This is a genomic window from Kocuria sp. UBA5001, from assembly GCF_002398425.1.
GTDB classification, from domain to species: Bacteria; Actinomycetota; Actinomycetes; order Actinomycetales; family Micrococcaceae; genus Kocuria; species Kocuria salsicia.
Window position 1 is genome coordinate 200,068 of record NZ_DGYR01000001.1, and the last position, 23,022, is coordinate 223,089.

General features: G+C 71.6%; 19 protein-coding genes and 1 pseudogene. 12 read left to right on the forward strand and 8 right to left on the reverse strand.

Annotated features, from left to right (window positions below):
- The first annotated feature begins 85 nt into the window (after nt 1-85).
- From B3G12_RS00930 to B3G12_RS00940, 3 genes are all read left to right on the forward strand, one after another.
- Nucleotides 86-1,078: an AAA family ATPase gene (locus B3G12_RS00930; protein WP_414672714.1), complete on the forward strand. Its 993-nt coding sequence runs from the start codon at nt 86-88 to the stop codon at nt 1,076-1,078.
- Nucleotides 1,075-2,640 carry a DUF58 domain-containing protein gene (locus tag B3G12_RS00935; protein ID WP_290498631.1) on the forward strand — a complete coding sequence of 522 codons (1,566 nt, stop codon included), beginning with the start codon at nt 1,075-1,077 and terminating at the stop codon, nt 2,638-2,640. Before B3G12_RS00930 ends, B3G12_RS00935 begins: the two co-directional genes overlap by 4 nt.
- A gap of 182 nt (nt 2,641-2,822) precedes the next feature.
- Entirely contained in the window at nt 2,823-5,120 is a 2,298-nt protein-coding gene (locus tag B3G12_RS00940; RefSeq protein ID WP_290498633.1) for a transglutaminase TgpA family protein, read from the forward strand.
- A gap of 102 nt (nt 5,121-5,222) precedes the next feature.
- On the opposite strand, the gene rsmI is transcribed toward B3G12_RS00940, so the two are convergent.
- Nucleotides 5,223-6,107, reverse strand: a complete 885-nt coding sequence (rsmI, locus tag B3G12_RS00945; RefSeq protein WP_260983339.1) for a 16S rRNA (cytidine(1402)-2'-O)-methyltransferase — start codon at nt 6,105-6,107, stop codon at nt 5,223-5,225.
- 40 nt (nt 6,108-6,147) lie between these two features.
- Here rsmI and B3G12_RS00950 point away from each other — a divergent pair, with 40 nt between their 5' ends.
- Complete coding sequence (locus B3G12_RS00950) at nt 6,148-7,782, forward strand: dolichyl-phosphate-mannose--protein mannosyltransferase (RefSeq protein ID WP_145010573.1); 1,635 nt, start codon at nt 6,148-6,150, stop codon at nt 7,780-7,782.
- Here B3G12_RS00950 and B3G12_RS00955 read toward each other — a convergent pair.
- From B3G12_RS00955 to B3G12_RS00970, 4 genes are all read right to left on the reverse strand, one after another.
- Nucleotides 7,766-8,638 (reverse strand): TIGR01906 family membrane protein, encoded by an 873-nt coding sequence (locus B3G12_RS00955; protein WP_290498638.1) that lies wholly within the window; start codon nt 8,636-8,638, stop codon nt 7,766-7,768. The two genes, B3G12_RS00950 and B3G12_RS00955, sit on opposite strands and share 17 nt — an antisense overlap.
- Nucleotides 8,635-9,954: a L,D-transpeptidase gene (locus B3G12_RS00960; protein ID WP_144942370.1), complete on the reverse strand. Its 1,320-nt coding sequence runs from the start codon at nt 9,952-9,954 to the stop codon at nt 8,635-8,637. The genes B3G12_RS00955 and B3G12_RS00960 overlap by 4 nt, the downstream gene beginning before the upstream one ends.
- 112 nt (nt 9,955-10,066) lie before the next feature.
- Complete coding sequence (locus tag B3G12_RS00965) at nt 10,067-10,639, reverse strand: DUF3499 family protein (protein ID WP_414672715.1); 573 nt, start codon at nt 10,637-10,639, stop codon at nt 10,067-10,069.
- A 65-nt stretch (nt 10,640-10,704) separates the two neighbouring features.
- A complete protein-coding gene (locus tag B3G12_RS00970; protein WP_144942372.1) occupies nt 10,705-11,274 on the reverse strand; it encodes a WhiB family transcriptional regulator in 570 nt (189 codons plus the stop codon).
- A 230-nt stretch (nt 11,275-11,504) separates the two neighbouring features.
- Between B3G12_RS00970 and B3G12_RS00975 the strand changes: the two genes are divergently transcribed.
- A complete protein-coding gene (locus B3G12_RS00975; protein ID WP_290498649.1) occupies nt 11,505-12,203 on the forward strand; it encodes a TIGR03089 family protein in 699 nt (232 codons plus the stop codon).
- A gap of 105 nt (nt 12,204-12,308) precedes the next feature.
- Here B3G12_RS00975 and B3G12_RS00980 read toward each other — a convergent pair whose 3' ends face one another.
- Nucleotides 12,309-12,968 carry a GtrA family protein gene (locus tag B3G12_RS00980; RefSeq protein ID WP_313960149.1) on the reverse strand — a complete coding sequence of 220 codons (660 nt, stop codon included), beginning with the start codon at nt 12,966-12,968 and terminating at the stop codon, nt 12,309-12,311.
- 183 nt (nt 12,969-13,151) lie between these two features.
- Between B3G12_RS00980 and B3G12_RS00985 the strand changes: the two are divergent.
- From B3G12_RS00985 to B3G12_RS01000, 5 genes and pseudogenes are all read left to right on the forward strand, one after another.
- Nucleotides 13,152-14,333 (forward strand): annotated as a pseudogene (locus B3G12_RS00985) (5-(carboxyamino)imidazole ribonucleotide synthase); the annotation flags it as partial.
- A gap of 102 nt (nt 14,334-14,435) precedes the next feature.
- Nucleotides 14,436-14,939, forward strand: coding sequence for a 5-(carboxyamino)imidazole ribonucleotide mutase (gene purE / locus B3G12_RS12410; RefSeq protein ID WP_371413768.1), 504 nt, complete (start codon nt 14,436-14,438; stop codon nt 14,937-14,939).
- A 156-nt stretch (nt 14,940-15,095) separates the two neighbouring features.
- Nucleotides 15,096-16,859, forward strand: coding sequence for an LCP family protein (locus B3G12_RS00990; protein ID WP_290498654.1), 1,764 nt, complete (start codon nt 15,096-15,098; stop codon nt 16,857-16,859).
- Between the two features lie 75 nt (nt 16,860-16,934).
- A complete protein-coding gene (locus B3G12_RS00995; RefSeq protein WP_290498659.1) occupies nt 16,935-18,002 on the forward strand; it encodes a lipid II:glycine glycyltransferase FemX in 1,068 nt (355 codons plus the stop codon).
- Nucleotides 17,999-18,754, forward strand: coding sequence for an SDR family NAD(P)-dependent oxidoreductase (locus tag B3G12_RS01000; protein WP_290498661.1), 756 nt, complete (start codon nt 17,999-18,001; stop codon nt 18,752-18,754). The genes B3G12_RS00995 and B3G12_RS01000 overlap by 4 nt, the downstream gene beginning before the upstream one ends.
- A 12-nt stretch (nt 18,755-18,766) precedes the next feature.
- Here the strand turns inward: B3G12_RS01000 and B3G12_RS01005 are convergent, their stop codons facing one another.
- Together B3G12_RS01005 and glpX are read right to left on the reverse strand one after the other, a co-directional pair.
- On the reverse strand, nt 18,767-20,224 hold the full coding sequence (locus B3G12_RS01005; protein ID WP_290498662.1) for a hypothetical protein: 1,458 nt from the start codon (nt 20,222-20,224) through the stop codon (nt 18,767-18,769).
- Nucleotides 20,225-20,361: 137 nt separating this feature from the next.
- On the reverse strand, nt 20,362-21,372 hold the full coding sequence (glpX, locus tag B3G12_RS01010; protein ID WP_144942380.1) for a class II fructose-bisphosphatase: 1,011 nt from the start codon (nt 21,370-21,372) through the stop codon (nt 20,362-20,364).
- 131 nt (nt 21,373-21,503) lie between these two features.
- Between glpX and B3G12_RS01015 the strand changes: the two genes are divergently transcribed.
- Nucleotides 21,504-22,229, forward strand: coding sequence for a DUF4245 domain-containing protein (locus tag B3G12_RS01015; RefSeq protein WP_244944778.1), 726 nt, complete (start codon nt 21,504-21,506; stop codon nt 22,227-22,229).
- A gap of 111 nt (nt 22,230-22,340) precedes the next feature.
- On the forward strand, nt 22,341-22,985 hold the full coding sequence (locus B3G12_RS01020) for a carbonic anhydrase (RefSeq protein ID WP_144942382.1): 645 nt from the start codon (nt 22,341-22,343) through the stop codon (nt 22,983-22,985).
- The last annotated feature ends 37 nt before the right edge of the window (nt 22,986-23,022 follow it).

The following is a 23,022-nucleotide window of genomic DNA, read 5'->3' on the forward strand; positions in this document are numbered from 1 at the left end:
GCAGTCATCGTCACCGCGCCGTCACCGCACGCCACGTGCCCGGGCAATACCGCCGAGTCCATGAATTCCTGAGAACATGGTGGAAATGCCATCCCCTGGCACCCCCGTGCTCGTGAGACGAGGAAATATGGAGCAGTTCGCCGCCCACACGAAGGCTGTCCTGGACCGCATGAACGCGGTCATCGACGGCAAGTCCGCAGAGACCCGCACGGCCCTCACGGTCCTGCTGGCCGGAGGCCACCTGCTGGTGGAGGACGTCCCGGGTGTGGGCAAGACCATGCTGGCGCGGACGCTGGCGGGGGCGATCGGCGGCACGGTCAGCCGCATCCAGTTCACCCCCGACCTGCTGCCCACGGACATCACGGGTGTCTCGGTGTACGACCAGGTGCGCCGGGAGTTCGAGTTCAAGCCGGGCCCGGTGTTCGCGAACATCGTGATCGGGGACGAGATCAACCGGGCGTCCGCGAAGACGCAGTCCGCGCTGCTGGAGTCGATGGCGGAGGGCCAGGTCACCGCGGACGGCACGACGTACCGCCTGGCCACCCCGTTCATGGTGGTCGCCACGCAGAACCCTGTGGAGATGGACGGCACGTTCCCGCTGCCGGAGGCGCAGCGCGACCGCTTTACCGCCCGGATCTCCATGGGCTACCCGGACGCTGACGCAGAGGTCGCCATGCTCACCGACCACGGCTCCGGCTCCCCGCTGGAGGGGCTCGAACCGGTGCTGGACATCGACCAGGCTCGCGCTCTCGTCCAGCACGTGGCCTCCCTGCACGTCTCCACCGCGGTGCGCCGCTACATCGTGGCGCTGTGCCAGGCCACCCGCTCGCACCCGCACCTGCGTCTCGGCGCGAGCCCCCGCGCCGCACTCCAGCTGCAGGCCGCAGCCCGCGCACAGGCCGCGCTCGCCGGGCGCTCCCACGTGCTGCCGGACGACGTCAAGGACGTCGCCGTGGCCGTGCTCTCCCACCGGCTGATCCTCGAGCGCCGCTCCGGCGCGGACAGCGCCCAGGACATCGTCCGCACCATCCTCGACGACGTCCGCATTCCCACCGAAGACGCGCCCCGCACCCGATGAGGACCGCCGCTTCGAAGGCGCGGGTGGACTCCCGCGCCAAGTTCACGGTCCGCGGCTGGTGCTTCCTGGCGGCCGCCGTGGTGTGCCTGGCCCTGGCCACGTGGCTCGGGCGCAAGGACGTTCTCGCACTGTCCCTGTTTCTCGGCATGGTCCCGCTGCTGTCCTCGCTGGCCATGTGGCTCGTGAAGCCGCGGGTGCTGCTCAAGCGCTCCGTCGAGCCGCCCCTGGTCACTCTGGGGGACGCGGCGCAGGTCTCCCTGCGGGTGCGACGCCGCTCGGCGTTCCCCTCCCGCTCCCGCACCTCGGCCGGCGACGCCGCCGTCCCCGGCACCTTCCCAAACGTCGCCTCCGCGAACGGCACCTCGACGGACGGCAACGCACCCGGCAGCACGTCCGCGGCCGGGGGCCCCGCGAACGGTGCGGACCCCGCGGGAGGCACCCGCGCGGCGTCGTGGCGTCGCACCGCGTCCGCGGACCGCGCGGCGGTGGACGTCCACGAGAAGGTGGACCCGCTGCTGGGCCGGGACCAGGACTTCTCGGTCCCGGTCTCCGGGGTGCCGGTGGCGTACACGGTGCGGCCGCGGCGTCGTGGGATCCACGAGCTCGGACCCGCCACGGTGCGCGTGAGCGACCCGTTCGGCGTGGTCTCCGAGCTGCTGGACGTGGCCGAGCGGACGTCGCTGCACGTGGCACCGGACCCGGAGGAGCTCACGGAGCACGGCGCCGCACTGGCGCACGAGTCCGGCAGCGACCCGTCCCGCCGCGCCCAGCCGCAGCCGGGCCCGGACAACGTGACCACGCGCGAGTACCGCCACGGTGACCCCATGCGCCGGGTGCACTGGGCGGCCTCCGCGAAGCACGGGGAGCTCATGGTCCGCCAGGAGGACCCGCGCAGCACCCGCAGGACCGTGCTGGTCCTGGACACCGTGGAGCAGCACTGGCCCGGCGAGCGCGTGTGGGCCGGCGTGCTGGAGTCCACGGAGGAGTTCGAGTGGGCGGTCGGTGCGGCGGCCTCCGTGCTTGAGCACCTCACGCGCCGCGAGACGGTGGTGTACGCCCTGGAGGACCAGGGCCGTGCCCTGCCCCGGGGCGAGTCCGAGACCGCCGAGCTGCGGGACACCGCCGTCACGGACGACACCGCCACGGAGGTGGTCCACGGGCTGTCCCGGGTGGCGCTCGTGAAGCGCCCCGAGCCCAGGCCCGCGGAGGACCAGCTGGCCGCGCGGCTGGACCGCGAGGGCCTCACCCACCCGGTGCTGCTGCTCACCGGCAAGCTCTCCCCCGAGGGCGCGCAGCGCTTCGTCCGGGCCGCCGCGGGCAGTGCCTCACACTCCGTGGTCATGGTCGTGGACCCGCCCGTCGCCCGACCGCAGAGCGCGGACGTGTTCGAGGCCGCGGGCTGGTCTGTGGTCCTGGTGACGCGCTGGACAGACGTGGACGCCGCGTGGCTCGCCGTGGTGGGCGGCGGCTCCCTGATGGCACCGCCTCCCCCTGCGCCGGGTGAGCGGCGCCTGAGCATGGACGAGATGATGGCGCGCACCCGAGGCAGGACCACCGCATGACACCCCCCGACTCCTCCCACCGCTCGACGCCCCAATCGACCCCCCGTTCGACACCCAGCTCGACACCCTGGGACGACGACGCCGCCGCGGCCGATTCCCCCTCTGCGTCACCCACCGCTCGGGGCGCCTCCGCTCCCGCAGCGGCGTCGGGCCCCCTGTCTCGTCCGCCCCGGCCCCGCGTCATGGAGCTGTGCCTGCTGCTGCTCGGGGCCGTCGCCCTGGGCTGCGTGGGGATGGGGGGCGCGCTCGACGGCGGCTGGTGGATCGCCCCCGTGGCCGCAACCGTGGTCACGGTGCTAGTCGTGACCGGTGCGGCACGCTGGCTGCGCCTGCCCTCCGCCGTGGTGACCGTGCTGGGCCTGGCCGCTCTGCTGCTCGCGCTGACCGTGGTGCACCTGCACTCCGCGGCGCTGCTCGGCTTCATCCCCGTTCCCGGCACGCTGAGCGCCGCGTCCGAGCTGTGGGGCTCCTCCGGTGATTTCGTGGCCGGCACGGCCGCGCCGTACCCGTTCCACCCCGGCTTCTCGTTCGTGCTGTGCGCCCTAGTGGGACTCGTCACCGTGTTCATGGAGACCGTGCTCGTGGGGCTGCGCATGGCGGGGCTCGCGTGCCTGGGCATCGTTGCCCTCCTGGTGGTCCCGGGGCTGACCCTGCCCGGAAGCTTCACGCCCCTGGGGCTCGCCGCCGCGGTGCTCGCCGCTCTCGCGCTGCTGGCCGGTTCCCGCAGCCTGGGTGCAACACGTGCCCCCCGGATCGCCCCCACCCCCGGCGGCCTGCCCCGTGCGCTGCTGGTGGTCGCCGGTGTGCTGGCCGTGGTGCTGTTCGTGCCCTCGGTGATGCCCGGCTTCTTCAACGGTGCGTTCCCCCAGGGCAGCTCCCTCACCTCCCAGCGGGCCGCCGGCGTGGGACCCCTTCGGGCTGTGGGCCAGGACCTGCGCTCGCAGGAGCGCACGCAGCGCTTCAGCTACACCGCCTCGGACGACCGCGCGCAGTACATGCGTCTGCTCACCCTTTCGGACTTCTCCTCGGACGAGTGGTTCCCCAGGACGGATGGCCTGGACGGGGACCTCTCCGGGCTCTCGGACGCGTCCCGCAACCCGGTGCCCCGCGGCACCGAGGTCACCAGCAAGGTCACTTTCGACCAGTACGACGAGCACTGGCTGCCCGCTCCCTACGCCCCGGTGGGCGTCGCCGGACTGGGTGAGCAGGGCTGGGCCTGGAACCCGCAGGACCTCTCCGTCCACAGCGAGTCGACGGGCATGTCCGGGGCGAGCTACACCGTGACGTCGACGACGCCGCAGGCCACGCCCGAGACCCTGCGCCGCGCGCCGTCGGCCTCGTCCGACGACGCCATGAAGGACTACCTGAAGCTGCCCCGGGACCGCCCGCAGGCCCTCGCGGACGCGGCCCGCGACTTCGCGCGGGGCGCGGGCACCGACTACGACCGCGCGCTGGCCCTCCAGAACCACCTGCGCCGCGACTTCCACTACGACGTCAACGCACCGCTGGCCCAGGGCTACGATGCCGGCGGGATGGGCTCGCTCGAGAAGTTCCTGCAGACGCGCACGGGCTATTCGGGCCACTTCGCCCCGGCCATGGCACTGATGGCTCGAGAGCTGGGCATCCCTGCCCGCGTGGCCGTGGGCTATCTCCCCACCGCCGCCACGGTGGACGCGAACGGCGGCAGCTCCTACCCGGTGGGCACCGGGGATTCGCACGCCTGGCCGGAGCTGTACTTCGAGAACGTGGGATGGGTGCGCTTCGAACCCACTCCCGGCGTGCCCAGCACCCCGGACTACGCGCCGGACTCCGGGCAGGACGCCTCCGCCGGGTCCTCCCCCTCACCGGGCGAGTCCGCGAGTGGGACGTCCTCGGACGCGCAGCCCTCCGACTCGCAGTCCCAGGGCTCACAGTCCGCGGACGAGCCGTCGCAGCAGCCCAGTACCCCGGGCGCCGACCAGCAGTCCCCGGACGCCCAGCCGTCGGAGGAGGGCGCGCCCGAGGATCAGCGGCCCGCCACCCTGGTCGTTCCCTGGTGGGCACTGGCCGGAGGCGTCGTCGTTGTCGTGCTGCTCGTCCTGGCCGCGCTGCCCCGCTGGCTGCGGCGACGCCGCCGGCGTGCGCGGATCGCCGCGCTGCAGGACAAGAACCTCCCGCCCCAGCGCCGCGCCAACGCCGCCTGGGACGAGTTCCTGGCCCTCGCCGCGGACCACGGCGTGACCGCCCGGCCCTCGGACACGCCACGCGTGGCCGCACGGAGACTCTCCGCGGGGATCCCGGCGGCGGCGTCGGCCGTTGAGCGGCTGGTCGAGGACGTTGAGACCTCGGGCTACGGGGTACCGCACGCGGACTGGACGCCGCGGACCACCCCGGAGGACCTGACCCGGATCCGCAATGAGTTCCGCCGCCGGGCCACGCGGGGAAAGCGTATGAGGGCCGCGTGGTGGCCGGCCTCGCTGCGCGGGGGCTCCCGCCGCTGAGACCCAAGCGCACGAGCCCACCGGACTCACTGAACCCACTGAGCCCGGTGCGACGACGCCGCCCGCTCCCCGCAGCACCACGGGGAGAGGGAGGCGTCGTGCTCAGCCCTGCTCGGCTCGGGCGGCGATCACGGCGTCGTAGAGCCTGCGGGTGCTGACCCCGTACTCGGTGGCGACCTGCCGCGCGGCGGCCTTGAGCTTGATGTCCGAGGTGGCCACGAGCTCCTCGACCACCGCGGTTAGCTGCTCTGGCTCCGGCGCCTGCGCCGGGGCCGCCCCGTGGAGGACCACCACGATCTCTCCGCGGATCTGGTTGCCCTCGGCCCACGCGACGAGACCGTCGAGGTCGTCGCGCAGCACCTCCTCGTGCAGCTTGGTCAGCTCCCTGCACACCGCGGCGCGGCGCTCCCCGCCCATGGCGTCCCGCAGTGCGGCGAGCATCTCGGCCAGGCGGTGCGGGGACTCGTAGAACACCATGGTCCGGGGTTCGGCGGCCAGGGCGGTGAGCTGCGCGGCCCGCTCACCCTTCTTGCGCGCCAGGAACCCCTCGAACGTGAACCGGTCCGTGGGCAGCCCGGAGACCGCGAGCGCCGCGAGGACGGCCGAGGGCCCGGGCAGCACGGTCACCGGCAGCTCCGCCTCGGCCGCCGCTCGGACGAGCGGGAAGCCGGGGTCGGAGACGGTGGGCATCCCGGCGTCGGAGAGCACGGCCACCGTCTTCCCCGCGCGCACCTCGTCCAGCAGCTCGGCGCTGCGCGCGGACTCGTTGTGCTCGTGGTGGGTGACCACGCGCCCTGCCACACCCACGCCCAGACCGGAGGCCAGGCGGTGCAGCGTGCGTGTGTCCTCCACGGCGAGCACGTCCGCGCTCTGCAGGATCTCCCGCAGCCGAGGGGAGGCGTCGGAGAGGTTGCCGATGGGGGTGCCCACGATGACCAGCGCACCGTGGGCGGGGTCCTGGGCTGGGGCAGATGCTTGCGAAGTCACAGGACCACTGTACGAACCCCGTCCAGTCCGGCGCCCTACCATGGGGTCCGTGCCTTCGACCGCTGCCTCCCCCGCCGCCCGGCCGAGTGCCGGGTCCCCCGCGCGCCCGCTGGACGAGCTCCTTCTCCCGGCCGTCACCCGCCTGCCCCGGTACTGGTGGGTCCCGCTCGCGCTCGTGACCCTGCTGGGCGGGGTGCTGCGCTTCACAAGCCTGTCCTCGCCGCACGCCGTGGTCTTCGACGAGACGTACTATCTCAAGGACTCGTACTCGCTGCTGCTGCACGGCACGGAGCAGCAGTGGCCCTCCGGCGCGGACGCCGGCTTCGTCTCCGGCAGCATCCCGGACGTCGAGGACCACCCCTCCTTCGTGGTGCACCCGCCGCTGGGAAAGTGGCTGATCGCGGTCGGACTGTGGCTCTTCGGCGGGGACGACCCGTTCGGCTGGCGCTTCTCCGCGGCGCTGTTCGGCACGGCCTCGATTGCGCTGATCTGGTTCGCGGGCTGGCTGCTGTTCCGCTCGGTGAGCCTCGCTACCGTGGCCGGGCTGCTGACCTCCCTGGACGGGCTGCACCTGGTGGAGTCGCGGCTCGCGCTGCTGGACATCTTCCTGATGTTCTTCCTGCTGCTCGCGTTCGTCTTCGTGCTGCTGGACCGGGACGATGGACGACGCCGCCTCGTCGCCCGGTTCAACCGCTCCGCCCTGGGACCGTGGCTGGGAGTGCGGTGGTGGCGGGTCGCGGCGGGTGTCGCGTGCGGTGCGGCCGCCGCAGTGAAGTGGAACGCGCTGTTCAGCATTGCGGCGCTCGGGGTGCTGGCGGTGCTGTGGGACATGAACGCTCGCCGGGTGGCGGGCGTCCGCCGGTGGTTCACCGGGACGCTGCTCAAGGACGGTCCGTGGGGGTTCCTCACGATGATCGGCGTGGGGCTGGTGACCTACGTGCTCACGTGGTCACGGTGGCTGCTCACGAGCACCGGCTACGACCGCAACTGGGCAGAGCTGAACCCCGGGCAGGGCCCCCAGTGGCTGCCCTCGGCGCTGCGCTCCCTGTGGGAGTACCACGTGGCCGCGTACTCGTTCCACACGGGGCTGGACTCCCACCACACCTACATGGCCGGTCCCGCAAGCTGGCTGTTCATGCAGCGGCCCACGTCCTACTACTACGAGTCACCCTCCGCGGGCACGGACGGGTGCACCGTGGACTCGTGCAGCCAGGCGATCCTCAACCTGGGCAATCCCGCGATCTGGTGGGTGGGCGTTCTGGCGCTGGCGTTCGGGATCTGGCTGTGGGCAGTGCGCCGCGACTGGCGCTTCGGGGCCCTGGTGGGAATCTACGCGGCGGGGTACCTGCCGTGGTTCCTGTACCCGGAGCGGACCATGTTCTTCTTCTACGCGCTGTCCTACTTCCCCGCGCTGGTGCTGTTGATCACCGGCGCCATAGGGGTGCTCACCGGGCGTCTTGCGGTGCCCCGGGGCGGGGCGACGGCGGGCACGCCAGAGGCCGCGACGGATGAGCGGGTGGTGTCTGCCCGCTGGGCCCGGCGCTGGTGCACCGTGACGTTCGTGTTCCTGGTGCTCGTGGTGGCACTTGCCGTGTTCTTCTGGCCCGTGTGGACCGCCCAGACCATCCCGTACGAGCACTGGCGGTGGCGGATGTGGTTCAGGTCCTGGATCTGAGCCGGCCCCGGCCGCCCGCCCAGGGGGCCGTCCGCGGGGTGGCCGCGCGGCGTCGTCGTCGGGTAGTGACGAGCATGACTGCGAACGCACCCACGAGCGTGATCAGCGCAACCGCGATGGCGGCGTCGATCCAGAACTGCGTGGGGTAGAGCCGGATCAGCGTGTCAGAGATGCTGAACGTCCACGTGCCCGAGCTGAAGAACAGCGAGTGGAACGCGGCGAAGAAGTTCTGCCAGCCCAACACGGCCGCCACGCATGCCACCACGAGCAGCGCCACCGTGAGCCACGCGCCCGCGAACCATGCCGCGGAGGCCGCCCCCGGTGCGCGGCGGTGCAGCCACCAGCCGACGAGCACGCTCACCACGAGCAGCACCAAGGCGCTCATCAGCCCCCAGTGCATCACGTGCTGCACGTCGCTCATGTGGGAGACCTCGGCCGGGGTGAACGCCAGGCCGCCCTCCGGGCTCACCAGACCGCCCAGGTACTCCGGCGGGGCCAGGTTCATGATGTAGTCCATCCCGTAGGAGCCGAACGTCATCCGTTCCTCGGTGCTCATCCCCCAGTGGTCCGCGGGGAAGCCGGGCCGGTGGTACTCGAGCTGCAGGAAGACCGGGGTCGCCACGAGACGCGCCCCCAGCCCCAGCAGCAGCACGGGCAGGGACAGCGCCAGGACTGCCTGGAGCAACCGCTGCACTACGGTGCGGCGGGGCAGCGAGGGCGCCGGTTCGGCGCCGGGGTCCCGGGCCCCGCGGGAGTCCCCCGCGGAGCCCGGGTTCGAGGCTGCCAGGCAGCCGCCGGGATCTTCGGCCGAAGCGGCCGGCTCGGAGGCCGCGGGCACGGGCGCGGAAGTGCTCACCAGTTGCCGTGCCACTTCTCGTTCGGGTAGTTCTGGAACGGAATGTTCCAGTCCCCGAGCCCGTCGTCCGGGTCCGCCTGCGGGTAGTTCGTGTTGACCACTTCCACCATGTCGCCCGGGCGGAACGTGTTGTAGATGTAGCTCGCGCCCTCCGGGGGCATGCCCACGCAGCCGTGGGACACGTTGGCCACGCCCAGAACGGAGTACGCGGAGGGCAAAGCCTGGTGCACGAACTCGCCGCTCCACGTCAGCCGGGACACGTTGGACGCGTCGAACGGCGGGTAGTAGTGGGAGTCCCCCGGCTTGAGGTTCAGGGAGCCGGCGTTGAACTTGTACGAGGCGGCCTGTTCCAGGATGACCTTCTTGCCGGTGGTGGATGGCCACTCGGCGTCGCCGAGGGTGACCGGCCACGTGCCCGTCTCCTTGCCGTCCACGTAGGCCACCAGCGTCTTGGTGTTGTTGTCCACGTAGGCGCGCTGCTCGGGGCCGGTGGTGAAGGACACCGTCTTGTTGCCGTTGCCGATCATGCCGTTGCCGAGGTCCGTGCCCAGGATGTTCGCGCTGACCTTCACGGTGGACTTGGGCGTCCAGGGCTCGCTCGGGCGGAAGCGCAGCTTCTGGTCCGAGTACCAGCGGAACGCACCGTCCTTGTGCGCACCCTCCACGGAGATGGCCTTCTCCACGGCGTCCTTGGCGCTCACCGGCTCTGAGAAGTTGAACTCCACGACCTGCCACACGCCGTAGGTCTGCCCGTCCTTGACGTTCATGCTCACGTCCGCCTCGTGCGCGGCGTCCACCGTGCTGAATACGCTCTGTCCAGTGGTGTCACGGCCCCTGTTGCGCGCCGTGTAGTCCACGGTGTAGGTCTCGTTGAACGCCAGGGGCTTGGCCGAGCGCCACTCGGTGCCGTTCTTGCCGATCGCACCCTCGGCCTTCTCACCGGAGTTCGACGCCGTCACGGTCACCTCCGTGAGCGTCCCCGCGTCCGTGGTGACCACCACGGGGTCCACGGGGTTGACCATCGAGGCGTCGGCCGCCGGGATCACCGTCACGCCGGGGGCTTTCGCCGTCGACGACGCACCCGCGGAACCCGAGGCCTCGGCCCTGCCCTCGTCGCCAGAGTCCGCGCCGCACGCGCTCAAACCCACGGCAGCGAGCAGCCCGACGGAGCCGAGGGCGAGGCGCCGGCGCGTGAGGCCGCGCGCGGCGTCGGCCCCGCTGGGCGTGGCGGCAGGGCTGGCAGAGGACGGGGAGAAGGATGCGCCGGGGCGGGAACCCTCGGGGCTCGTTCCAGAAGAGTTGTGGGAAGCGGTCATGGGTACCTCACTGGGGTGAAGCCGGGGGTGGAGCCACGGGCCCGGTACCGGGCGGCCCCGGCTGAGGGCCGGTTTCGGGTGGCGGTCCCGGTCACCCGTGGGTGGGCGGCTGCTATGGCCGCCGCAGGTGCGGGGTCCGCAGCTCCTCCGGAAGGGGCACGAAACGTTCTGACTCGGGCGGACGCCTGTTTGCGTTCGCAATTGGGCGGGTGTACCCACAATACCCTTCCGTATGCGCTGCGGAAACACCGCTATCGGCGGCGCCGCGAGGACCGTCGGCGGCGCGCTGCCCGCCGCGCGCGGCGTCGTCGGCGCGGGGGTCGTGGCCGCGTGCACCGGGACGGGAGGCGTCCTCGTCCGAGGGCTCGGGCCGGTAGGAGACGTCGCGCAGCACGCGGACCCCGGGTGAGGCCGCGCCGGCGGGCTGGGCCGCACCGAGGGACGCGCCGCGGGTGCCGCGGCGCACCACGGGCTCCTCGTCCGGGCGGACGGCCTGGACCACGGCGTCGAGGTCGTCACGGCCCCAGCCGTCCGGGGACTCCAGGCGCACCACGCGCCAACCGCGGGGCGCGGTCAGGGCGTCCGCGTGCACGGGGCAGAGATCGTAGGCGTGCGGCTCCCTGCGCGCGGACAGCGCACCGATCACCGCGGTCGAGTCGGCGTAGACGTAGGTCAGTGTGCACACGGCGTCCCGGCTGCACGTCTGCCGTGAGCAGCTGCGGCGCGGAGCAAGATCCTGGGCCACGCGGCTCACCGGCCCCGGCGGCGCAGCCTGCGCCGCTCGCGCTCGGAGAGACCGCCCCAGATGCCGAACTTCTCGTCGTTGCTCATGGCGTAGTCCAGGCACTGCCCGCTCACGGGACACGCTTCGCACACGCGCTTGGCGTCCCGGGTGGAGCCGCCCTTCTCGGGGAAGAACGCCTCCGGGTCCGTCTGGGCGCACAGGGCATCCGTCTGCCAGGCGAGCTCGCCCTCGGCGTCACCCTCGCTCACGGAGTACACCCCGGCCACGGCCTGCCACACGGACGCGTCCACGCTCTGGACGTCGTGGACCTCCATGTCGTGCAGTTCCTGGGGGGTGTGCGCGGGAGGCTCGGGCTCACGGGGCTGCTTGCGGTCGGAGCGCAGGAGCACGTCCCCGGCCACCTCGGGGTGAGCGGCCAGGAAAGCAGAGGCGAGGTCGTCCAGTGTGGTGACGCCGACGGTGCCGCGGGCCTGGTCCACGGGATCCACGAACCAGTCGACGGGGACGGTGCCGTCCGTGGAACCGGCATCCGAGTCCTCGCGTCCGTCGTGGCGGCGGCGTGCGGCCTCTCCCATGTCTGTCCTTCCGTCCCGCGCATTCGTCTTCTCGGTGCCCTCAACCAGCCCGGTTGTCCCGGCTGCGAGTGGGTTCGCGTGACGGGACGCACCCCTGCCTGCCAGGTGGACCCCCTAATTACACGCGTGTAAGTCCCGGGTAGTCAAGCCGAGTATCCTGGGCTTCCCGGGTTCACCGGCGCGCCGCCCGCGCACCCGGGGCCCGGTCACTTACCCTAAGGAGTTTCTGCGTGGGACGCACACCGAACGATCTCGCAGGGGCCCTCGCAGCGGTCTCCGAGCGGCCCACGCCGGCCCTGGTCTGGCGCGACGGCCCCGAGCGCGTGGAGCTCTCGGGGCGCGTCCTCGTCAACTGGGTGGAGAAGTCCGCGGGGCTGCTTGTGGACGAGCTGGATGTCGCCTCCGGGGACACCGTGCGCATCTCCCCCGCACCCCACTGGCGGCTGGTGGTCCTGAGCCTCGCCGCACTTCGCGTGGGTGCGCGCATCGAGTTCGCCGCGGACGCTGACGCCGTCCTGCACGCCCGCCTGGAAGGCCACGACGACGACGCCGTGGCCGGCACAGAGCTCGTCGTCGCCACCCCGGCGCTGGCCTTTGCGTGCTCCGACCCCCTGCCCGGGGACGCCGTGGACTTCTGCGCCGAGGTGCGCGCCCAGCCGGACACCTACACCGGGTTCGAGGAACCGGACCCCTCCGCCGAGGCGCTGCCCTCCGGCGCGACCCACGGGCAGCTGCTGAGCAGGGCCCTGGAAACCGCCTCCCCGGAAGCCGTCGGCACCGTGTTCCTCCCGCTGGACGACGGCTGGGGAGAGACCACGCTGCTGAGCACGCTGGGGATCGTGGCTTGCGGCGGGGCCGTGCTGCTGGCCGCCGGGCCGCAGGATGCCACCGAGGACGTCCTCACCCAGGAACGCGCCACCCAGCTCTGACGGTCTAATGTTGGCTGGTGGCCCCGCAACGGCTCCGTGGCGGGCCGACGCGCCCGGACGCGCAGACGTCCGGTCTGCCTGTCAGTGCGCGGCCGGAGCCGTCACTCAGGAGGCGCGGCGGGCGTCGTCGTCGGGCTCGGAGTCCGTGTCGTCGATGTTCCCGGTGCCCGCCCCGTGCACGGAACCACCGGACGAGCTGCCCTCGTGGGAGCCGCCGCCGTGGCGGGGACGCTGCTGCGTGTCGTGGTCGTGGCGGTGGACCACCGGGATCTGACCGGTGATGAAGGCGAACTCCTGGTCCGGGCTGTCCGCGAAGTCCGGGTCCTGGTCGAGCTTGGTGCTGAACACCCAAAAACGGTAGGCGAAGTAGCGGAAGACGGTGCCCAGGATGGTGCCGATGATCGTGCCGGAGATGAACGAGGCCGTTGCGGAGGTCAGGCCCAGGACGTAGTAGCTCACGCCCAGACAGCCGAGTTCGATGGCCATGCCGATCCCGTTGGCCACCAGGAACTGCACGAGTTCCTTCTTCTTGTCGTCCTGGCGCTTGTCACGGAAAGTCCACAGCCGGTTGGCGACCCACGAGAAGACGATGGCCACCACGGTGGCCACCACCTTGGCCTTGATGTGGCTGTCCGCGAAGTAGGGCGTGTGCATGAGCAGCCACACGAGCGTGGCGTTGATAGCGAACGCAGCGGCCCCCACCAGTCCGAACTTCGCGAGCTCTTTGACGAACAGTTCCCACAGCGCGTGCGCGCGCTCAACCACGGTGTTCAAGGGTTCGGTCTCACTCTGCTCATCGGGGACGGAGGAAGGTTGGGGGGACCGTCTCGTGCGTGCGTCCCACCCGGACGGATGTCGTCGCGCCCGGGACTCACCGTGGGCGCCGGATGAATGAGTGCATCGTACTCCGACATGACTGGACGTCAGCTGTGGCGATAGCCTGGGAGGGTGAATTCTCCTGAGACAGGTCCTGTCATCGGCGTCGTGGGCGGCGGGCAGCTCGCCCGCATGATGGCCCCCGCAGCCACCGCCCTCGGAGTGGAGCTGCGCGTGCTCGCGGAGAACCCCGAGGTGAGCGCGGTGGCGGCCGTCCGCACCGCTCCCGCGGGCGACTACACCGATCTCGACACCCTGCGCCGCTTCGCCGCGGAGGTGGACGTGCTCACCTTCGACCACGAGCACGTGCCCACTGAGCACCTGAAGGCCCTGGAGGCCCAGGGGGTCGCCGTTCGCCCCGGGCCCGCCGCGCTCGTGCACGCGCAGGACAAGCTCGTGATGCGCCGCGCCGTGGCCGATCTGGGCCTGCCCAACCCCGAGTGGGCGGAGGTCCACACCGCCGAGGACCTCGTGGCCTTCGGCGATCGCGTCGGCTGGCCCGTGATCCTGAAGACCCCGCGCGGCGGCTACGACGGCAAGGGCGTGCTGCGGGTCGAGCGTGCGGAGCAGGCCACGAGCGGCACCGCTGCCGAGTGGTTCGAGCGCTCGGCCGCCGCGGACTCCGAGGAGGGGCTGCTCGCGGAGGAGGCCGTGGCGTTCAGCCGTGAGCTCTCCGCAATGGTCGCCCGCAGGCCGTCCGGCGAAACCGTGGCGTGGCCCGTCGTCGAGTCCATCCAGGTGGCCGGTGTGTGCGACGAGGTGATCGCCCCCGCTCCCGGGCTGGACCCGGAGGTGGCCCGTGCCGCGCAGGCCGCCGCCGTGAAGCTCGCCCATGACCTCGCAGTGACCGGCGTGATGGCCGTGGAGCTCTTCGAGACGCCGGGCACGGAGACCGGGTTCGCCGTGAACGAGCTGGCCATGCGCCCTCACAACTCCGGGCACTGGAGCATGGACGGCTCCGTCACGGGACAGTTCGAGCAGCACCTGCGGGCCGTGCTCGACTGGCCGCTGGGTGCCACGGACGTGGTGGCCGAGGCAGCCGTGATGAAGAATTTCCTGGGTGGGGACAACCAGGACCTCTTCGCGGCCTACCCCGCCGCGATGAGCGCCGAGCCCCGCGCAAAGATCCACAACTACGGCAAGTCGGTGCGCCCGGGCCGCAAGATCGGCCACGTCAACGTGGTCGGGGACGCCCACGAGCTCACGGCGCTGCGCGAGATCGCCACGCACGCGGCGAGCATCCTGCGCGACGGCGAGGACCGCCACGCCCGGCCCACCGCCGTGGACAGCGGGGGGACGACGACGTGGGGCGCGGTCCCAGCCGCCCAGACTGGCGTACCCCTGGTGGGGCTCGTGATGGGTTCGGACTCGGACTGGGCCACCATGCGCGCGGCCGCCCAGGCCCTCGAGGAACTGGGCGTACCCTACGAGGCGGACGTGGTCTCGGCCCACCGGATGCCGTCCGAGATGCTCGAGTACGGCCGCACCGCCCACGAGCGCGGGCTGCGAGTCATCATCGCGGGGGCCGGCGGCGCCGCCCACCTGCCCGGCATGCTCGCCTCCGTGACCCCCCTGCCGGTGATCGGCGTCCCCGTGGCTCTGAAGACGCTGGACGGCATGGACTCCCTGCTCTCGATCGTGCAGATGCCCGCGGGCGTGCCCGTGGCCACCGTGTCGATCAACGGTGCGCGCAACGCCGGTCTGCTCGCCGCGCGGGTGCTGGGCTCGGCGTCGAGCACCTCCGCGCAGCAGCTGCGGGACCGGTTGCAGCACGTCGCCGCGGAGCTCTCCGAAGCCGCGCACCGCAAGGGCTCCGCCCTCCGGGAGGCCGTGGCCCGCGGCGCGAGCTCCAAGGACTGAGCCGGCGCCGCCGCACCGGGGTGGGCTGTCGGCCCAGGTCCAGGTGAGCGGGGCACAATGAGCCACTCGTGTCCCCTCCTCGGTGGGGCCACGGACCGGTGGGCCGCAGCGTCGGCTCCCCGCAACACCGACTTCCCCTTCAGCACGGAGTTGCACGTGAACGGATCAACCGACCACACGGAGGACGGCCGTCTCCTCCCCTCGGCCACACGCGCCTACGACGAGGTGCCCCCGGCCCGCGGCGCCCACCTCGACGGCGCGCACGTCGGTGACGCACACCCGGACGGTGCGTTCCCCGACGACGCCGCGCAGGACCTCCCTGCCGAGGGTGCCTCGGCCGTCCGCGATCCCGAGGACGGTCCGCGCCGCGCCCGAACCCGGGTGGGCGAGCCCCTGCGCAGTCCGCGTTTCGCCGCACCCGCCACCCGCACGAAGCGGGCCTGGTGGCTGCTCGGTGCCACGCTGCTGGTGCCCGGCTCCGCCCAGCTCGTGGCGGGCAAGCGGCTGATCGGACGGATCGCCGTAAGGATCACCGCGGTGGTCTGGGCGCTGGTCGTGCTCGCCGTGCTGCTGTGGTTCGTGTGGCGCACCGCCCTGGTGTGGCTGCTGACCAATTCCGTGACCTCTGCCCTGCTGATGTACGGGCTCGTGGCACTAGCAGTCGGCTGGGTGCTGCTGTGGTTCGACACACTGCGCACCATCCGCCCCGGGCTGCTGGGGGACAGTGCCCGGCGCGGCGTCGTCGTCGCCACTGTGCTGGCCATGGTCGTCACCGGCGGCGGGCTCGGATACGCGGCTCACCTGGTCTCGGTGGCGCGCGGCGCCGTCTCGGGCATCTTCGGCGGGGGCATGCCCTTCTCCGCGGCGGACGGGCGCTACAACATCCTGCTCATGGGCGGGGACGCCGGCGAGGACCGCGAGGGGAGGCGCCCGGACTCGATGACGGTGCTCAGCATCGACGCGTCCTCCGGCCAGACCGTGACCATCTCCCTGCCCCGCAATCTGCAGAACGTCCCCTTCCCGGAGGACTCCCCCATGCACGGGGTCTACCCTGAGGGCTTCAACTGCGGGGACGAGTGCATCATGAACGCCGTCTACACGGACGTGATGCAGAACCACAAGGACCTCTACCCGGACGTCGCCGATCCCGGGGCACAGGCCACCAAGGAGGCCGCCGAGGGCGTCACGGGCCTGAAGATCCAGGCGTACGCGCTGATCGACATGGACGGCTTCGCGTCCCTCGTGGACGCCCTCGGCGGCATCGACCTGAACGTGGGCGGACGGGTTCCCATGGGCGGTGGCACCAACCTTGACACCGGCGAGAAGAACCCCATCCTGGGGTGGATCGAGCCCGGTGTGCAGCACATGGACGGTTACCACGCCCTCTGGTACGCCCGCTCCCGCGAGGGCGCCACGGACTACGACCGCCAGGCCCGGCAGCGCTGCGTCCAGGCCGCGATGCTCGCCCAGCTGAGCCCGGTCACGGTGGCCACCAAGTTCGACGAGCTCGCGAGCTCTGGCCAGCAGATCCTCGAGACGGACATCCCGCAGTCCTCGATCGGCTCCATGGTCACCGTGGCCACGAAGGCCAAGGACCACGAGCTGCAGGCGTACGCGGCGGGTCCTCCCTACTACGACCAGTCCTTCCCCACCTACCCGGACTACGACCAGTTCCGCTCAGACCTGGCGCAGCTGCTCGAGAAGGCCAGCGGCAACGACGCCCAGGCGGCTCCGGCGGCGGGCGGCGCGGCGTCATCGTCCTCCGGCACGGCGAACGCCGCGACGGCGGGATTCACCTCGGGTGGCGGCTCTGTCACCGGTGGAGGAGCCGGAATTGGGACCACCGCGGTGGTGCCGGCGGCGCTGAAGGTGCCCACCGAGGAGACGCTGTCCCCGAATGGCACCTGCTCCGTCCCCTGACGGGCACGGGGCATCGGTGCAGCGGTACAGGTACAGGTACAGGTATAGGTACAGCCTCATCGGTACAGTGGAGCCGTGGCAAACATCCTGCAGTCCCCCGAGTGGGCCCAGTTCCAACAGAGCATCGGACACCGTGTGATCCAGGCCGAGGGCCCCGGATGGCGCTACCTGGCCACCGTGGAGGGCGGTCGCACGGGCCGCTACCTCTACTGCCCGTACGGCCCGGAGGCGGACTCCCCGGAGGCCTTCGACCGCGCCCTCGCGGACCTCACCGCCCAGGCTCGCGCGAACCGCTGCTGGTTCGTGCGCGTGGAGCCGATCAACGGGCACACCGTGGACGGGATCGAGACCGCGGAGGCCTCGCTGCGCCGTCGTGGGATGAAGCGCGCGCCGCGCCAGGTGCAGCCGGGGCACACCCAGCTGATCGACCTGCGCAAGGACTCCAAGGACCTGCTCAAGGCCATGAAGTCCACCAACCGCAACCTGTACCGCAACAGTCACAAGAAGGGCGTGAGCATCGAGCGCTCGCAGGACCCTGCTGACGTGGAGCACCTGCTGCGGTTCCTGGACGACACCGCGAAGCGCCGGAACTTCAACCGGCAGCAGGACGACTACCTGCGCGCCGTCGCCGCCTCCCTGATGCCGGTGGACGCGGCGAGCCTGTACCTCGCGAAGCTCGATGGCGAGCCGATTGCGGCGTCGCTCGTGTACGACTCCGCGGACACCCGCACCTACGCGCACGCCGCCATGGACCAGGAGCACCGCAAGCTCTCCGCGGGCATCCCCCTGGTGGTCACCATGGTCATGGACGCCAAGGAGAAGGGCCTCACCTGGTTCGACCTCTTCGGCACCGCACCAGAGGGCGCAGGACCCGAGCACGAGTGGTACGGGTTCACGTCCTTCAAGAAGTCCTTCGGCGGTGAGCCGGTCGCCTACCCGGGCACCTGGGACCTTCCCGTCTCCCGTGCCGGGTACACGGCGTACAGCGGTGTGCGCGCGGCCCGCGAGGGACTCGGATCGCTCGCCGGAACACTGCGCGAACGGGCCGGGAGCCTGCGGGAGCGCCCCGGTAGTCTGCGTGAGCGCCTTGGCGGGCTGGGCAGCCGGGCGACGACGCCGCGCGGGAAGAAGGACGACGCATGAGCCGCACCGCGCTGGTCACGGGTGCCACGGGAGGGATCGGTCGGGCGTTCACGAAGGCCCTGCACGAGCGCGGATACGCGCTGATTCTCACCGGGCGCAGCACCGAGAAGCTCACGGAGTTGTCACAGGAGGCCACCGGTGGTGCCGCACAGATTGTCGTGGCGGACCTGGGCACGCAGGACGGCATCGACACCCTGGTGGACGTCCTGGAGCGCAACCCCGTGCACCTTCTGGTCAACAATGCGGGCTTCGGGACGCACGGCGAGTTCGCCGCCCTGGACCTGGACCGTGAACTGGAGGAGCTCACCGTGAACGTGCGGGCGCTGATGACGCTCACGCACACCGCCCTGCAGTCCATGACGGTCGCCCGCAGCGGTGCCATCATCAACGTGGCCTCGGTGGCGGGCTTCCAGCCGCTTCCGTCCATGGCCACGTACAGCGCGTCCAAGGCGTTCGTGGACAGGTTCACCCTGGCCGTGGGCGTGGAGGCCCGCAAGCACGGCGTCCAGGTGCTGAGCGTGAATCCGGGGCCAGTCGACACGGACTTCTTCCGGGTGGCGGACGCCTCGGCCATCGACCTCGGGCGCTCCGCGAAACCGGAGGACCTCGTAACCGCCACGCTCACCGCGCTGGAGAAAAGGCGGCCCCGGGTGGTCTTTCCCCGGACCTACCACGGCCTCGAACGGATCGCCGGTCTGCTTCCGCAGTCCCTCACGGCTCGCGTGGCGAACCTCGTCTCCGGCAGGGCGTAGCCCCGACGGGGCTCACCAGCGGGCGGCGTCCCGGACGGCCGCGCGACCCTCCGCGAGGGCCCGGCGCAGCAGGCCGTCGGCCGCCGGCTGAGTCTCGGGCGCCGTGGCGTCCGTCGTCCCGGTCTCCAGGTCTGTGCCTCCGAACTCTGGCTGTGCCCGCCGCTTGCCGCGCCTGGCGCGTTTGGCTCCTTTGGAAGACGGAGTCTTCTTGGCGGACGTGGTGTGCTTCTTTATTGCCCTCTTCTCGGCTTTCGCCGCCTTGGCGGCCTTGCGCGACGGGGCGGCGTCCTGCTCGGCGACGTCGACGGCGTCGTCCGCGGACCCAGCTCCGGCGAGCCCGACGTCAACGGCCCCAGTCTCGACAACCTCGGCTGCGGCGTCGTCGCGCCCCGCGCCTGCAGCGTCCGTCTCGGAACCCGCCCGGTGAGTGGGGCCCGAGGTGTTTGCGGGGCTCATGTGCTCCGGGAGGATCTCCTCGCGGCGGTCCTGCCGGGAGCGCCGGCCGAGCACGCGGCGCCGTGTCTTCTCGGCGCGGCCCGCGATCTGGAACTCTCCCACCAGGGGGTACTCCCACGTGCCGAGGACCTCCACGTCCTCGGTCGCGAGCTCGCGCAGCACCATGGGCTGGCCGGCCTGGTCCGGATCCCCCGCGAGCACCTTGTGCACGAGCCGTTGCTGGAGCTGGACGAGACCGGTGAGCAGCAGGGCGTCGTCCACCCCGAGCTCCCGGGCGCGGTCCGTGAAGCCCAAGCGGTAGATCATGGCGGCCTCGCCCGTGTGCACGAACCACAGGTAGCCCAGGGCCTTCTCGGGCCCGTCCTTGGGGCGCTCGGTCGCCACCAGGAACACGGAGTTCTCCCCCACGGCGCGCAGCAGCTCACGGATGTGCTGGGTGCGCAGGCCCACGTGGGAGAGGTCCCGGTCCTCGGCGTTCACGCGCCGCACCCGCACTCCCGAGTCCCTCAGACCCGCGCGGCAGCGCTGCAGAGTCTCGCTCGACAGGCGCTTGGACAGCTCCCCATCGGTCTCGCCGAGGCGCACCACCAGGTGGCGGGGGCCGGCTTCACCGCGGCGGGGCTTGTCACGACGGCGGTAGCCGGCCTCCGCGAGCTCATCCGCGAGTTCCGTGGTGGCGTGGGTGTCCGGGCTGACGCGCAGCACCGCGGCGTCGTGCACCGTGCGGGAGTGCTCCTGGAGTGCAGCGAGCACGGCCACGAGGTCACGCGGGTCCTTCACGTGCAGGGACTTGGCGTCCACCACCGTGTGGCGGTCCTCCGGGTAGACCAGCAGCTGGCCGTACCCCACGGTCTGGTTGCCGCGATCCACCCCCACCCGCTGCACGCGGACGTCGTCGCGGGTGAGAGCCTCGGCCTCGCCGATGCCCCACAGCAGGTCCGGGTGCCCGCCTGTGACTCGCACGCGGGCGTCCCAGCTCTGACGGTTCCCGCAGGGGGTCACGTTCAACGTCACGGTGTCTGTCCTCTCCTCATGCCCATGAACACCGCGACCCAGCTTAGCCGGGCGCGGGCCCCGCCCCGGTCGCCCATGCGAACGGCGCGCCCACCCGGAAAGGGCGGACGCGCCGTCGACGTCGTGGGACGTCAAGGTCACTTCTGGTGGCGTTCGTACTTCTCCCACTTCTTGGCGAGGTGCTCGGCCTCGACCATGCGCACCGTGCCGGAGCGGGAGCGCATCACGATGGACTGGGTGGTGATGGTGCGCCCGCGGTAGCGCACGCCGCGCAGCAGGTCGCCGTCCGTGATGCCGGTGGCGGCGAAGAAGCAGTTGTCGGAGGTGACGAGCTCGTCCGTGGTGAGGATCCGGTCCACGTCCAGCCCGGCGGCGGCCGCCTTCTCACGCTCGGCCTCGTCCGTGGGTGCCAGGCGGCCCTGGATCACGCCACCGGTGGCCTTCACGGCGCACGCGGTGACGATGCCCTCCGGGGTGCCGCCGATGCCCATCATGATGTCCACCCCGGTGCCCTCGCGGCACGCGGCGATCGCGCCGGCCACGTCCCCGTCCAGAATCATTCGGGTGCGGGCGCCGGTCGCGCGGATCTCCTCCACGAGGCCCTGGTGCCGGGGTCGGTCCAGGACGCACACGGTGACCTGGTTGGGCTTCACGCCCTTGGCCTTGGCCACCAGGTGGATGTTCTGCTTCACGGGCAGTCGCAGGTCCACCATGTCCGCGGCCTCCGGACCCACCACGAGCTTGTCCATGTAGAACACGGCCGAGGGGTCGAACATGGAGCCGCCGTCCGCCACGGCGATCACCGCGAGCGCGTTGTTCATGCCGAGCGCGGTCAGGCGCGTGCCGTCGATGGGGTCCACCGCGACGTCCGAGGCCGGGCCCCTGCCGTCACCCACCTGCTCGCCGTTGAACAGCATGGGTGCCTCGTCCTTTTCGCCCTCGCCGATGACCACGGTGCCGTTGAAGTCCACGGTGGAGAGGAAGGAGCGCATGGCGTCCACCGCCGCACCGTCCGCGCTGTTCTTGTCACCGGCACCCACCCAGTGGCCGCCCGCGATCGCCGCGGCCTCCGTGACGCGCACCAGTTCGAGCGCCAAGTTGCGGTCCGCTGCATTTCCCGAGCTGCCGTACTGGGTGTTCTCTGCCACGTTGTTCCTCACCTTCGAGTTTCGGTGCGCCTCACCACCACCTGGGCCCGGGCGCCACCACGGTTGCCCCCAGCATATCCCCGGGCCTGTCCTGTTGGGCGGGTCCGCGCGGGCACGGCACAATGGAGGACGTGAGTTCTTCTGCTTCCGGGCCCTCCCGCGATCCCCACCCCGCGCCGTCGACGTCCCCTTCCGGCGCAGCCCCCGATGACGCCGCCGCGGCAGGCACCGCCGCGACGGACAGCGCGGGCGCGGAGGCCACAGACACCCCGGGGGCCACGGCGGGCGCCGACCAGCCCACCCCGCAGCTCACCACCAAGCAGGCGTCGCGGATCAACGCCCCGGTGCGCGGGATGGTGATCTCCATGCTCGTGCTGCTGCTCCTGCTGCTGCCGTTCCTGTGGCTGCAGCCCCGCCCGGACGCCCAGCCCTACCGGGCGCACGTGGACGTTGCCCAAGAGGCCACCTTCGCCGCGGACCAGGCGTCCTTCACCCCGGCCGCACCGGACCTCGGGGAAAGCTGGAGTGCCAACTACGCGCGCTGGGACGAGAAGTCCCAGGACGGTGTGCCGCTGTGGAACGTGGGCTTCCTCTCCCCCGACTACCACCTGGTGGACATGGTCCAGACCGCCGAGTCGAACCCCACGTGGCTCGCCCAGCGCACGGAGCTGGTGCCCGTGACGGACGAGAAGGAGGTCGCGGGCGTCACCTGGCAGATCCACCACCGGGACGCCTCTGGCAAGCAGGACGCGTTCACGGCGTGGGTGGGCACTCTCAAGGACTCCACGGTGGTGCTCAGCGGCGACGCCCCGGACGCGGACTTCCAGCTCGTGGCGGAAGCGCTCTCCCGCTCCTGAGTGCGCGCGCCGGTGCCGCCCCAGGCACCCGGCGCCTCGGCGGGGTTACCCTGTAACGGCGGCGCGCAGTATCACGCCGCGTCACCCCTCCTCGAGTCATGGAGTCCCACCGTGAACACTGAGACAGCCAGCGTGGACCACGCACCCGGCACCCCCTCCGAGGCCTGGCGGGCCCTGCAGGAGGGCAACTCCCGGTTCATCTCCGGGGACAAGCTGCACCCCCACCAGGACGCGCAGCGCCGCGAGAGCCTCGCCGAGTCGCAGAAACCGTTCGCCGTGATCTTCGGCTGCTCGGACTCCCGGCTCGCCGCGGAGATCATCTTCGACCTGGGCCTCGGGGACGCGTTCGTGATCCGCACTGCGGGCCAGGTCATCGACAACGCCGTGCTCGGTTCCCTCGAGTTCGCGATCGACGTGCTCGGCACACCGCTGATCATGGTGCTCGGCCACGACTCGTGCGGCGCGGTGACCGCCACAAAGAACTCCGTGGAGTCCGGTGAGCTTCCCACCGGTTTCCAGAGGGACCTGGTGGAGCGCATCACCCCGTCCGTCCTGCAGGCACAGCGCTCCGGGAACGCGGACCTGCAGGACATGGTCGTGGAGCACACCAAGCAGACCGCGGCACGCATGCTGGACCAGTCCACCGTGATCTCCGGTGCTGTCTCCCGCGGTGAGGCCGCCGTCATCGGCGTGTTCTACCACCTTGCGGACGGCAAGGCCGAGCTGGTCTACAGCGACGATCCCCAGATCAGCTAGTCGCCCAGGCGTTCGACGAGCAGGGAATCCCTGCTCG